Origin of the sequence: Halobaculum gomorrense (assembly GCF_900129775.1) — an archaeon.
GTDB lineage: Archaea > Halobacteriota > Halobacteria > Halobacteriales > Haloferacaceae > Halobaculum > Halobaculum gomorrense.
Map to the genome: position 1 here is coordinate 137568 of NZ_FQWV01000005.1, position 11991 is coordinate 149558.

The window sequence follows — 11991 nt, forward strand, 5'->3', positions numbered from 1 at the left end:
CCGGCCGTCCGACTCGATGGTATGACAAACCTCATCACGAACGTCGCGTCGACCGCCGAGGAGCACCCTGACGAGACCGCAGTCTGGTACGACGGCACGGATATCAGCTATCGAGAGTTTTGGGGGCAGACGGGGGCGTTCGCGTCCGGGCTCGCCGACGCCGGCGTCGAGGCCGGCGGGCGGGTGGGGATCTACCTGCCAAACCTCCCGCAGTTCGTGATCGGCTTCCACGGGACGCTGCGAGCCGGCGGCGTCGTCGTCCCGATGAACCCGCAGTACAAGTCCCGTGAGATCGACCACATGCTCTCCGACTCCGGCGCCGAAGTGGTCGTCACCCTGCCGGATCTAGCGGAACACGTCGCGGAGGTACGCGACGAGACGGACGTACACACCGTCGTCACGATCGGCCAGGCGGTCGAGGGGACCGTCTCTTTCGAAGAGTTCCTCGGCAACCCCGCCTTCGAGACCGCCGACCGCGCTGACGGCGACATCGCCTGCCAGCCGTACACCTCGGGGACGACCGGAACGCCGAAGGGCGTGCTGCTCACCCACGACAACCTCGCGTCAAACGCGGAGATGTCCGCCTCGTTGGTCCCGGACGGGATCTCCACCGACGACAAGCAGCTGGGTGTCCTCCCGCTGTTCCACATCTACGGGATGACGGTCGTGATGAACGCGACGCTGTTCGACGGCGGGGCGTACTACCCGCTGCCCGCGTGGGACGCCCAGCAGGCGTTCGACCTCATCGAGTCCCAGGAGCTGACGCTGATGCACGGCGTCCCCGCGATGTACAACGACGCGATCAACCAGCCCGACGCCGCCGAGCGCGACCTCTCCAGCCTCCGGCTGTGCGGCGTCGGCGGCTCCGGCATCCCCGTCGAGGTGCTGCGTCGCTTCGAGGAGCTGTTCGACGTAAAGATCTACGAGGGGTACGGGCTCACCGAGACCAGCCCGGTCACGCACTTCAACACGCCCGAGAAGGGCCGCCGCGTCGGCTCGATCGGCAAGACGCTCCCCGGCGTCTCGGCGATGATCGTCGACGACGACTTCGAGACGATCCCGCCCGTCGACGAGGGACCGGTCGACGAGGACGAGGTAGATCTCGACGAGGTCACGGGCGAGGTCGTCGTCAGCGGGCCGAACGTGATGCAGGGGTACCACAACCGCCCGGAGGCGAACGAGGAGGTGTTCACCCAGCACGACGGCAAGCGCTGGTTCCACACCGGCGACATCGGCTACCACGACGCGGACGGCTACTTCTACATCGTCGACCGCGAGAAGCACATGATCAACACCGCCGGGTACAACGTCTACCCGCGGGAGGTTGAGGAGTTGCTCTTCGAGCACGAGGCGGTCGCCGACGCGGCGGTCGTCGGCATCCCGGACGACCGCCGCGGCGAGACGGTGAAGGCGTTTGTCGTCCCCAAGCCGGGCGCCGACGTGACGCCCGAGGCGATCAAGCAGTTCTGCCTCGACAACCTCGCGGAGTACAAGCATCCCCGCGAGGTGGAGTTCGTCGATGAACTGCCGCGGACGACGACCGGGAAGGTCCAGAAGTTCGAGCTTCGCGGCGAGTAGGGACGCGGCGAGCGGAGCGGATCGGCGCCGTTCGCGAGGGTCTTCGCAGACTCTCCCCGGAAACGGCGGGGAAACGGCCATTACCCGGGCCTCCGTCGCCCCGGTATGGCAGCCACGACGGAGTTCTCCGACGGTCTCGTTCGACTCGAACGCGACGACGGCGTCGCGCGCGTCCTCCTGAACGACCCCGACCGCCGCAACGCGCTGTCGGTCGGGATGACCGACGGCATCGAAGCCGCCCTCGACGCTCTGGAGGGCGGCGATACCCGCTGTGTCGTCGTCGAGGGCGAGGGACCGGCGTTCTGCGCCGGCGGCGACATCGACTCGATGGTCGAGCGCCAGGAGTCCGACGAGCCCGTCGACCACGCGGTCCGGCACGTGATCCAAGAGATCGGCCGGTGCGTGAAGCGGCTCTACGAGTGCGAGTTCCCAACCCTGGCGAAGGTCGACGGCGCCGCCTTCGGCGCGGGCGCGAACCTCGCCATCGCCTGCGACGTGACCGCGCTCCACGAGGACGCACAGATCGGGTTCGGTTTCCGCGAGGTCGGCCTCGCGGTCGACTCGGGCACCTCCTATCTCCTGCCGCGGCTCGTCGGCGAGAACGTCGCGAAGGAGCTCGTCTACACCGGTGAACTGCTGAGTGCCGAGCGCGCAGAGGAGCTGGGCGTCGTCAACCACGCCGTCGCGGACGAGGAGTTCGAGGCGCAGTTCTCGATGCTGGTGGAGCGGATCGCGTCCGGACCGACGGTCGCGCTGCGGACCTCCAAGCGCCTGCTGCGCTCGGAGTTCGCGACGCTCGGAGAGGCGATCGAACACGAGGCGGGCGCACAGGCGGCCGTCTTCGACACGCACGATCACGCCGAGGGCGTGTCGGCGTTCACCGAGAAGCGTCAGCCGGAGTTCGAGGGACGGTAGAGCCGCTACGGTCCGCATTCGTCGACTCCGTTCGTACGACTGCATCCGGCTCGGAGAGCGAAACGTAGAAGGGAGAACCCGAGAACACTGGTGGCATGGCCGAGTACACCGTGGAGTTCGTCGGCACCGACGAGACCATCGAGGTGTCCGACAAGCAGACCATCCTGAACGCCTGCATCGAGGAGGGCATCGCGCAGGAGTACTCCTGCCGCGTCGGGATGTGTCTGGCGTGCACCGCCGAGATCGTCGAGGGCGAGGTGGCCCAGCAGGCGGCCGTCGCCCGCGCGCTCACCGAGGAGGAGGCCGAAGACTACGCGCTCACCTGCATGGCGCGCGCGCAGTCCGACCTGAAGCTCGACCGCGGCAAGTACCCCCCGAGCATCGAGGACGACGCCGCCTCGACCGCCGGCGCGGCCGCAGACGACGACTGAGTTTTCACCACAACAGTTTCGTCGGTTGGTTCGAAACGCGATACTGTGGATAAAAACCGCGGGGCCAGGAGCGTTCTCGCGGCCTTGGCGGCAGCCATCCCCGGCCTGGCGATACTGCACCTGGTAGTCGACAACGACTCCCTGCTCGTCGAGGCGGCGGAGGTGTCGATACTACTCGTGTTCGCGGGCGTGTCGACGTTCGTCTCGTATCGCGTCTCCGGCGAGCGTCTCGACGCGGCGCGTGCGAGTCGGATCGCGGGCGTGAGCCTCGGATCCGGACTCGTCGTCGGCGTGCTGTCGGCGGTGTACGTGCTCGCGCGCTTTGCGGCCAACGAGCCGATCACGGAAGCGTGGTTCGTCCTCTCGATCGGGTGGAGCCTCGGATCGAGCGCGGGCGGTGTCGTCGGCTACTACGTCGAGCGCGTGCGCGCCGAACGCGCCGAACAAGCCCAGTTGAGCGGACGACTCACCGTTCTCCAGCGGGTGCTCCGGCACAATATCCGCAACGAAGTGAGCGTGATCCGCGGGATCACCTCCTCTGGCGTCGAGTCGACCGACGATCCGGCGCTCGCGTCCGACTTGCGGACCGTGATCGACCACGTCAACCGCGTTCACCGACTTTCGGAGAAGGCGCAGACGCTCACCGACCTGTGGAACGTGGACGGGACCGTCGAGACGGACCTGGCCGCCGTCGTCCGCGAGGAGGTCGGTCGCTTCGGCGACACGCACCCCGAAGTCGACCTGGAGGCAACGATCCCGGATCGCGCGGTCGTCGTCGCACACCCGGCGGTGAGCGTGGCCGTTCGGGAGGCGCTCGATAACGCCGTCACCCACAACGACGATGACATCTCGATTTCCGTGTCCGTCGTCAACGACGGGGCCCAGACGACCGTCGAACTCGTCGATGACGGGACGAGCGTTCCGCGCGAAGAGATCGAAGCGATCGAAGCGTTACACGAGTCTCCGCTCAGACATGTCACCGGCCTCGGACTGTGGGTGATGTACTGGGTGATGGACCTCTCTGGCGGGAGTCTGGACATCGAAAACCGCGACGCGTGCGGCGTTCGGGTGCGGATGCGGTTCCGCTCGGTGGGGCGCGACGCCGAGACGGCTTGACCAGCGCCGGAGCGGAGAAGCCTCACTCGACTGCCGTCCCGTCACCGGTGCGCGTCCATCCACTCGACCGCGAAGTCGACGAGCGGCCGAATCCGGCGCCCCGACCGCTCGGTCAGATGTCCCCTCCTCGACCGCTCGGTCCCCCCCTACCCGACCGCGCAGTTGTTCGGCCCCAACTCGGCCTCGAACGCCTCCTCGTCGTCCATCGACTCGACCCCGAGGTTCGTTGCGAGGATCCGCTCGATGTTGGCCGGGCGCGACGGGAGCGACGACGCGACGCGGTCGACGAACGCCGCCCGGTCGAGTCCGAGCACGTCGAGGTCACGAAGCGCCGACAACGGCGCGGCGTAGGCGTCGCCGCGAGCGTCGGCGAGGTCGGCGAAGTGTCCCGGGGCGACGACGGTGTCGTCGGGGAGCGCTAGCAGGCGGTCGTGCAGCGTCTCGTACGCCCGCTCGGCGAGAGATCGCGCGCCGTCGTCGCCAGCCTCCAAGTCCGGCCGGCCGACGCTCCGGAGGAACAGCGCGTCGCCGGTGAACAGCACGTCGCCGGCGGCGGGATCGTCGCGGTGGAGGCGCAGGCAGGTCGACTCGCTCGTGTGCCCCGGGGCGTGGATCGCCGACACCTCGGCGTCGCCGACTCGGAGCGCGTCGCCGTCGGCCAGCAGCGTCGCCTCGAACGCGAGGCCGCGCTCGGTCGCGCCCGCCGGGAGCACCGCCTCGGCGTCGCCGCCGGTCGCCTCCCGAACCGCGCGGACGCCGCTGACGTGATCGGCGTGGACGTGGGTGTCGACGGCGTACCCGAGCCTCCCGCCCGACTCGGCCGCGTCGGCGACGTAGCGCTCCGCGAACGCGCGCAGCGGGTCGACGACGAGCGCCTCGCGGGCGTCGCGATCCGTGCCCTCGCGGCCGTTCTCCCCGCCCGCGACGACGAGGTACGCGAGACAGCCCGAGGAGGGGCGCTGGTACTGGATCACGGTCAGGCCGTCCCGCTTGACGAGCGGCTCAGCGAGGTACGTCTCGGCCCACGCGTCCATGCCCCCCGCGAGGTTCACCGCGTCGACGCCGGCGGCGGCGAGCGTCGTCGCGACCTCGGCGCTCGCCCGTCCGCGGCCGCAGACGACGACGATCGGCTCCCGGAGGTCGTCGGGCAGCGGCGCGGTCGGCTCGCCCCGGGCGTTCGCGGCGACGAACCGGACGTGCGGGACGTGTCGGGCGGTCACGCTCGCGCCGTCGACGCGCCACGCCTCGTACTCGGGGCGGTCGCGTACGTCCAGCACGGACACCGGTTCTCCGTCGCGCAGCAGGCGCGCGAGCGCGGCCGGTCCGAGCTTGCCACCGGGGTCGCCGCCGAGCGAGCCCGCGTCGGCCGGGTCGGTGTCGCTCACGGCCCCGCCTCACTCCCGCGGCTCGAACGCGTGTTTCACGACCTCGCTGTCGTCATCCCACTCGAACTCCTCGTGGACGCGGGCGAGCCGGTCCCTGTACGCGTCCAGATCCTCGGAGCCTTCGGCGCGCGCGTCCGCGTCCGTGAGGTCGCCGAGGGTTCGGTGTTCGATCGCGGTCACCTCGAACGTCGTCCCGTCGATCTCGAAGGTGTCGCCCTCCTCGGCGTAGGCGTGCCCGCGGTGGAGTTGGGTGACCTCGCCCTCCGCGGCCATCCGCTGGACGTGTCCGTTCGGCAGGATCGCAGACGCGTCGATGTGAGCCATGGGGAACTGTTGGTGTCGACCGGGGGAAACGTTAACGCCGCGCTCGGCGACCGATCGCTATGAACCCGGACGCCGAGTCCCTTCGCGAGACGGTCGAATCGGCGAAGGCCACCGAGTTGGAGCGGCTGGGCTCGAACAAACTGCTCGTCGCGCTCACCGACGCGACGCTCGACCCGGCCGCCGTGCTGCGGGCGGCTGCCGACTCCGAGCACGCCGCCCACACCACCTTCGCCGGGTGGGCGGCCGACGCACGCGACGGTGATGCGCGTGACGAAGATGCACGCGACGGCGCCGACGCCGACGCCGCGGCGCTGTTCGAGTGGCTCGCCGAGCGCGAGCGCGACCACCGCGAGCGCGTGCTCGACTCGCTTTCGGCGATGGGCGAGGATCACGACCCGGCCGACGGCGGCACGATGCACGAGTACCTCCGGGCGCGCGACGACGCAGTCGAGCGCGTCGCCGCCGGCGCCGTGGGCCGGGGGCTCGTCAGCGACCGGACGCACCTCCAGATCGTCTCCTTTTTGGTCAACGAGGGCGATGAGGCGCGCGCGGACCTGTTTCGCGACCTCCGGGCGGAGACCGAGGCGGAACTGGAGCGGGGACTGGCGCTTTTGGACGAGCGCTGTGACGCCGACGGCGACTGGGAGCGCGCGCGGATGGTCGCCGAGTACGTCGTGCAGATCGCCTACGACGACTACGCAGACGCCCTGGAGGGGATGGGGATCGACGTGAAGCCGGTGTGTTGATCGCGACACCGTTACGATTCTCGAAACCGCGCCGCGGCCGCGGTACATCCCCGTGCAAAACCGCACGACTGCGACCCGATCGGCGAGCCGAGCGATTGAAGGGACGCGCCGACGGCGTATTCGGTGATGCGTCACGACCACCTCCTCTCGGCGGGCCAGCTCACCCGGGGGGACATCGAGGCCGTCCTGGACCGCGCGGCCGACCTCGCCGACGACCCGGGAGCCGTCGGCGAGCGCCACGCCGACCGCCTGCTCGCGCTGTGTTTCTTCGAGCCGAGCACGCGCACGAAGATGTCGTTCGACACCGCCATGAAGCGCCTCGGCGGCGACACCGTCGACATGGGACCCGTCGAGTCATCGTCGGTCAAGAAGGGGGAGTCGCTGGCCGACACCGTCCGCGTCATCGAGGGGTACGCCGACGGGATCGTGTTGCGCCACCCCAGCGAGGGCGCCGCGAAGCTCGCCTCGCAGTTCGTCGACGTGCCCGTCGTCAACGCGGGCGACGGCGCCGGACAACACCCCAGCCAGACCCTGCTCGACTTGTACACGATGCGCGAGCGCGCCGGGCTCGACGACCTGACGGTCGGGATCATGGGCGACCTGAAGTACGGTCGGACGGTCCACTCGCTGGCGTCGGCGCTCACCAACTTCGACGCGCGGATGCACTTCATCAGCCCCGAGTCGCTGCGACTCCCGCACGGGGTCCAGTTCGACCTCCACGACGCCGGCGCGCGGCTCAGGGAGCACACCGACCTCGACGACGTGCTCAGTGAGTTGGACGTGCTGTACGTCACGCGCATCCAGCGTGAGCGTTTCCCCGACGAGAACGAGTACCAGCAGGTCGCCGGCGAGTACCAGATCGACGCCGGAACGCTGGAGCGTGCGCGCGACGACCTCACAGTGATGCACCCGCTCCCGCGCGTCGACGAGATCGCCCCCGACGTGGACGCGACCGACCACGCCGCGTACTTCGCGCAGGCGCACAACGGCGTCCCGGTCCGCATGGCGCTGTTGGACGAGCTCCTCGGCGGGGACGCCGCGACCGACGGAGGTGCGGGCCGGTGAGCGACCCGGAGCGGGAACTCCGCGTCTCGAAGATCCGCAACGGGACCGTCATCGACCACATCTCCGGCGGCCAGGCGCTCAACGTCCTCGCGATCCTCGGAATCGACGGCAGCGAGGGCGTCGGCGTCTCCATCGGGATGAACGTCCCCTCGGACAAGCTCGGGACGAAGGATGTCCTGAAGGTGGAGGACCGCGAGCTGAGCCAGGGCGAGGTCGACGTGCTCTCGCTGCTCGCGCCGGAGGCGACGGTCAACATCGTCCGGGAGTTTGAGGTCGTCGAGAAGAAGCGCGTCGAGCGACCCGAGCGCGTCGTCGGCCTGCTCACCTGCCCGAACCACAACTGCATCACGAACCAGGACGAGCCCGTCGAATCCGCCTTCGAGGTCGTCGACGACGGTGTCCGCTGCGAGTTCTGCGGGGAGATCGTCCGTGAGGACATCGGCGACCACCTGGCGGTTCACTGACGCCGACGACCGCCGCCGACGCCCGCCGGCCGCGCGTTCCGTTCCGATCCCGTCCGTATCCGTCCGTATCGACCCGCGTTCCGAGCCCGCGAGCGCGACCCGTCGTCAAGTATATTAACTGGTTGTATTACTAGGTAGTCACATGCCACGAACGCAGCTCGAACGGGCGCGGGCCGGCGAGACGACGCCGTCGATGGAGCGCGTCGCCGAACGGGAGAACCGAGAGGCCGAAGCGGTCCGAGCGGCCGTCGCCGACGGGGAGGCGGTGATCCCCACGAACCACGCACACGAGGCGCTCGACCCGATGGTGATCGGCGCGGACTTTGCGACGAAGGTGAACGCGAACATCGGCGCGAGCGAGGACGCGAGCGACCCGGCCGGCGAGTTGGAGAAGCTCCACACCGCGGTCCATCACGGCGCGGACACGGTGATGGACCTGTCGACGGGCGGTCCGCTCGCGGAGATCCGCGGGTCGATCCTCGACCACTCGCCGGTGCCGGTCGGGACCGTGCCGATCTACGAGGCGGTGGTGCGGGCGGGCTCGCCCGAGGCGCTCACGACCGACCTCCTGCTCGAGGTGATCAGCGAACAGGCCGCACAGGGCGTCGACTACATGACGATCCACGCGGGCGTACTGATGGAACACCTCCCCCTCACCGACGGCCGGGTCACGGGGATCGTCTCCCGGGGCGGGTCGATCCTCGCGGAGTGGATGGAGGCACACGGCGAGCAGAACCCGCTGTACGTCGCCTTCGACGAGATCTGTGCGGTCCTCCGCGAGCACGACGTGACGATCTCCCTTGGCGACGGGCTCCGACCCGGGAGCGTCGCCGACGCCTCCGACGCCGCGCAGTTCGCCGAGCTGGAGACACTCGGAGCACTGACCGACCGGGCACAGTCGGCGGGGGTGCAGGTCATGGTCGAGGGGCCGGGGCACGTCCCGCTGGACCAGGTGGCCGCGAACGTCAAGCGACAGCGCGAGGTGTGCGACGGCGCGCCCTTCTACGTGCTGGGACCTCTCGTCACAGACATCGCCCCGGGGTACGACCACATCACCTCGGCCATCGGCGCGACCGAGGCGGCCCGCGCGGGCGCCGCGATGCTGTGTTACGTGACGCCCAAGGAGCACCTCGGCCTCCCCGACGCGGACGACGTCCGCGACGGACTGGCCGCCTACCGTATCGCCGCGCACGCGGCCGACGTGGCGAACGGGCTCCCCGGCGCGCGCGACTGGGACGACGCCCTCTCGGCGGCCCGCTACGAGTTCGACTGGCGGCGACAGTTCGACCTCGCGCTCGACCCCGAGCGCGCGCGTGACTTCCACGATCAGACGCTTCCGGGCGACAACTACAAGGAGGCGCGTTTCTGCTCGATGTGCGGCGCCGAGTTCTGCTCGATGCGGATCGACCAGGACGCCCGCGAGCGCGACGGCGGGATGGAGCGGACCGACCACGAGGTCGACCTGGCCGCCTCGCCGGCGGCCGCGACGAACCTCCCGCCAGCGGGCACCCACGACACGAGCCGCACGCCCGCATGGCCGCCCGACGGCGCGGACTCCGACGACGCCGATCGGTCGGCGGGCCCGGTCGACGAACGGCCTGAGGCCGACGACTGACCGACCACCTCGACACCGTCCGGGGACACGCGGTCGGGAGGACACGCCGGCATGGCCATCCGGGGAGGCGCTCGGACCGTGAGCCGCCGCGGTGTCGCATCGAAAACCACTATCCCGGTCGGGCCGCCACTGTGGCCCATGGACCCGATCGACACGCTCCGCCGCCCGGAGTACACCGGCGAAAACCGGTGCGCGCCGTGTACCGCTGTCAACGCAGCCGCCGTCGCCGTCGCCGCCGCGGTCGCCGGGGCCCGGCGCCGCTCGCTCGCCGTCCCCGTGCTCGCGGTCGGCGCCGCGCTCATCTACCTCCGGGGGTACGTCGTCCCCGGGACGCCCGAGTTCGCCCCGAAGCTCGTCCGGTCGCTTGGATTAGAGGATCAGTTCCGGCACGTCGCCGCCGACGGCGAGTCGGAGCGGCAGCGCGAGTCCGACGACCTCGTCACCGACACCGACCCGCAGGAGCTGCTCGGCGCGATGTTCCACCACGGCGTGCTCGAGGAGGGCGAGAGGGACGACGACGCGCTGTACCTCTCCGAGGCGTTCGAGACCGCCTGGCGCGAGGAGCTGGCCGACCTGCGCGCGGCCGACTCCGGAGACTTGGTCGCTGCGACCGCCGAGGTCGTCCCCTTCGAGGCGGAGGGCGAGCGCAGGTACGGCGGCGTCTCCGTCGAGGGCGAGGAGGGCGTCGTCTGGCTCCGGCCGACGAACGCTACGGGCGACGTGGCCGCGGTGCGCGCGATGGAGCGCGTCGGGGTGCCGGAGTCGCTGCGAGCGCCCGCGACGACACCGCTGCGGCTGTTCACGCCGGAGTGTCCCGCCTGCGGCGGCGACCTCGAGGAGCGCACCGTCGACGACGGCTGCTGCGGCGGGACGATGGGAATCGAGGACACGCCGACTCGCGACGTGCTCGCCTGTGTCGACTGCGAGGCGGAGGTGCACGTCTTCGACGGCGACGAGGAAGCGGCGTGACCGGTGACGGCGGTTCGTGGACCCGGGGTCCGGTCGCCCGGCTCGCGCCCCGGCGATGGCGGAAACGATTAGTGCCCGCCGCCTGAAACATCGGGTATGTCCGGCAAATCCAAAATCGTCGTGCTGTTCGGTGTCGTCGTCCTCCTGTACGTCCTGTTCAGTTCCAACACCGAAGCCGTCGAAGTCGAAGTCGAAAGCGAGGACTGAACGCGACCCGCTCGAGGCCCGCCCCGTCGCGGCGACCCCGTCTTCCGAAACACGTACCCTCGCGAGTGGCCAAGCAGGGGTATGACCGCGTACGGCGTCGTCACCCGCAACGCCGAGGAGACGGAGTGGCCCGATTTCGACCTCGCCTTCTACGAGGTGAAAGACGTGACAGGTCGCTCGGCCGAGCCGATCGAGACGGCCGTGAACATGGTGTCGTGCTTCGGGGACAACGCCGCCGCGGAGGCGAACCCCGACCTCGTCCCCGTCGACGCAGAGGGTCGGCCGGCGACCCGCGATCGGACGTACTTCGACTGGGCGTACATCTGTCCGACCCACGAGGAGTACCGCCGCGGCCTGCTGGAGATCGTCGAGGACTGCGCGGCCGTCAACGGCGACGTGCGGCTCGACGACGTTGGCTTCCCCCGGGAAGGCTTCTGTCGCTGCGACCGCTGCGAGCGGCAGTTCGCGCGCAGCGACCACGACGAGTGGGCCGACTGGCGCGCCGAGGTGATCACCGGGTTCGTCGCCGAGGCGACCGAGCGGATCCCCGGGCGCGCGTATCTCACGCTGTACCCCGACCCGTACCCGGGACACCTGTCCGACCGCGCGGGGCTCGATCTGGACGCGCTGGCCGACCACGTCGACGAGTTCGTCGTCCCGCTGTACGACACAAACTACGGGACGACGTACTGGCTGGAGACGATCGCGAAGGGGTTCCGGAGCCGGCTCTCGGGGCTGGACGTGGACTTCTCCGTCGAACTGTACGCGGTGAATGTCGACATCGACGCGCTGAATCACGCCGCGGAGGTCGCCGCCGAGTACGGGACGGACGTGTTCTTCGGCTACGACGCGAGCCAGGCCGTGGCGGCGCTGCGGCGGATGAAGGCGGACGAGCGAGACGGTCGGAGCTACGGGGACGGCGAGTCCGACTCCGGCACCGAGTAGCTGGAATCGCTACGACAACGGCCCGTAGGCGAACGCCCAGATCACGACGATCGTCAGTAGGAAGACGAAGCCGGCGACGCCGGCCAGCACGAACAGCATCCCGCCGGTCTCCGTCTTCTGCTCCTGGTCAGCCATACGGGATCGAGGGGCTGCGGGCACATAGGTGGCGCGCCGAGCCGGTCGTACGCTTCGAGTCCGAACGCTCGTCACGTCCCCCAGCCCTGTCGCCGG

Annotated in this window: 13 protein-coding genes; 10 read left to right on the forward strand and 3 right to left on the reverse strand. The window is 69.9% G+C overall.

The genetic code is table 11. The annotated features are described in order from the left end of the window. Positions 1–21 precede the first annotated feature (21 nt). From BUE16_RS10450 to BUE16_RS10465, 4 genes are all read left to right on the forward strand, one after another. The gene (locus BUE16_RS10450; protein ID WP_073309368.1) at positions 22–1578 is read left to right on the forward strand and encodes a long-chain-fatty-acid--CoA ligase; all 1557 of its coding nucleotides are present in this window, start codon (positions 22–24) and stop codon (positions 1576–1578) included. A 105-nt stretch (positions 1579–1683) separates the two neighbouring features. Next, positions 1684–2493: an enoyl-CoA hydratase/isomerase family protein gene (locus BUE16_RS10455; RefSeq protein ID WP_073309370.1), complete on the forward strand. Its 810-nt coding sequence runs from the start codon at positions 1684–1686 to the stop codon at positions 2491–2493. Positions 2494–2588: 95 nt separating this feature from the next. Continuing rightward, positions 2589–2924 carry a 2Fe-2S iron-sulfur cluster-binding protein gene (locus BUE16_RS10460; RefSeq protein WP_073309371.1) on the forward strand — a complete coding sequence of 112 codons (336 nt, stop codon included), beginning with the start codon at positions 2589–2591 and terminating at the stop codon, positions 2922–2924. A 45-nt stretch (positions 2925–2969) separates the two neighbouring features. Next, positions 2970–4040 carry a sensor histidine kinase gene (locus BUE16_RS10465; protein WP_079991601.1) on the forward strand — a complete coding sequence of 357 codons (1071 nt, stop codon included), beginning with the start codon at positions 2970–2972 and terminating at the stop codon, positions 4038–4040. A gap of 146 nt (positions 4041–4186) precedes the next feature. Here BUE16_RS10465 and BUE16_RS10470 read toward each other — a convergent pair whose 3' ends face one another. Beyond that, on the reverse strand, positions 4187–5425 hold the full coding sequence (locus BUE16_RS10470; protein WP_073309375.1) for an MBL fold metallo-hydrolase: 1239 nt from the start codon (positions 5423–5425) through the stop codon (positions 4187–4189). A 9-nt stretch (positions 5426–5434) separates the two neighbouring features. Continuing rightward, the gene (locus BUE16_RS10475; protein WP_073309377.1) at positions 5435–5749 is read right to left on the reverse strand and encodes an ASCH domain-containing protein; all 315 of its coding nucleotides are present in this window, start codon (positions 5747–5749) and stop codon (positions 5435–5437) included. 59 nt (positions 5750–5808) lie between these two features. Between BUE16_RS10475 and BUE16_RS10480 the strand changes: the two genes are divergently transcribed. The 6 genes from BUE16_RS10480 to BUE16_RS10505 all read left to right on the forward strand — a co-directional run bounded on the left by BUE16_RS10480 (position 5809) and on the right by BUE16_RS10505 (position 11760). Beyond that, a complete protein-coding gene (locus BUE16_RS10480; RefSeq protein WP_073309379.1) occupies positions 5809–6495 on the forward strand; it encodes a rubrerythrin family protein in 687 nt (228 codons plus the stop codon). Between the two features lie 126 nt (positions 6496–6621). After that, a complete protein-coding gene (pyrB, locus tag BUE16_RS10485; RefSeq protein ID WP_073309381.1) occupies positions 6622–7560 on the forward strand; it encodes an aspartate carbamoyltransferase in 939 nt (312 codons plus the stop codon). Next, entirely contained in the window at positions 7557–8024 is a 468-nt protein-coding gene (gene pyrI / locus BUE16_RS10490; RefSeq protein WP_073309383.1) for an aspartate carbamoyltransferase regulatory subunit, read from the forward strand. Before pyrB ends, pyrI begins: the two co-directional genes overlap by 4 nt. Before the next feature lie 142 nt (positions 8025–8166). After that, positions 8167–9639: a phosphomethylpyrimidine synthase ThiC gene (gene thiC / locus BUE16_RS10495; protein ID WP_079991602.1), complete on the forward strand. Its 1473-nt coding sequence runs from the start codon at positions 8167–8169 to the stop codon at positions 9637–9639. 138 nt (positions 9640–9777) lie between these two features. Then, on the forward strand, positions 9778–10608 hold the full coding sequence (locus tag BUE16_RS10500) for a hypothetical protein (protein WP_073309385.1): 831 nt from the start codon (positions 9778–9780) through the stop codon (positions 10606–10608). A 288-nt stretch (positions 10609–10896) separates the two neighbouring features. Then, positions 10897–11760, forward strand: a complete 864-nt coding sequence (locus tag BUE16_RS10505) for a hypothetical protein (protein ID WP_073309387.1) — start codon at positions 10897–10899, stop codon at positions 11758–11760. 9 nt (positions 11761–11769) lie between these two features. On the opposite strand, the gene BUE16_RS17355 is transcribed toward BUE16_RS10505, so the two are convergent. Then, entirely contained in the window at positions 11770–11895 is a 126-nt protein-coding gene (locus BUE16_RS17355) for a hypothetical protein (protein ID WP_268762491.1), read from the reverse strand. Positions 11896–11991: the final 96 nt, after the last annotated feature.

Bases quoted from the DNA above. Each gene is read 5' to 3' on its own strand.
- BUE16_RS10455 (WP_073309370.1), top strand. From the start codon at position 1,684: ATGGCAGCCACGACGGAGTTCTCCGACGGTCTCGTTCGACTCGAACGC.
- BUE16_RS10480 (WP_073309379.1), top strand. From the start codon at position 5,809: ATGAACCCGGACGCCGAGTCCCTTCGCGAGACGGTCGAATCGGCGAAG.
- BUE16_RS10475 (WP_073309377.1), bottom strand. From the start codon at position 5,749: ATGGCTCACATCGACGCGTCTGCGATCCTGCCGAACGGACACGTCCAG.
- BUE16_RS10450 (WP_073309368.1), top strand. From the start codon at position 22: ATGACAAACCTCATCACGAACGTCGCGTCGACCGCCGAGGAGCACCCT.
- pyrB (WP_073309381.1), top strand. From the start codon at position 6,622: ATGCGTCACGACCACCTCCTCTCGGCGGGCCAGCTCACCCGGGGGGAC.
- BUE16_RS10460 (WP_073309371.1), top strand. From the start codon at position 2,589: ATGGCCGAGTACACCGTGGAGTTCGTCGGCACCGACGAGACCATCGAG.
- BUE16_RS10500 (WP_073309385.1), top strand. From the start codon at position 9,778: ATGGACCCGATCGACACGCTCCGCCGCCCGGAGTACACCGGCGAAAAC.
- BUE16_RS17355 (WP_268762491.1), bottom strand. From the start codon at position 11,895: ATGGCTGACCAGGAGCAGAAGACGGAGACCGGCGGGATGCTGTTCGTG.
- BUE16_RS10505 (WP_073309387.1), top strand. From the start codon at position 10,897: ATGACCGCGTACGGCGTCGTCACCCGCAACGCCGAGGAGACGGAGTGG.
- thiC (WP_079991602.1), top strand. From the start codon at position 8,167: ATGCCACGAACGCAGCTCGAACGGGCGCGGGCCGGCGAGACGACGCCG.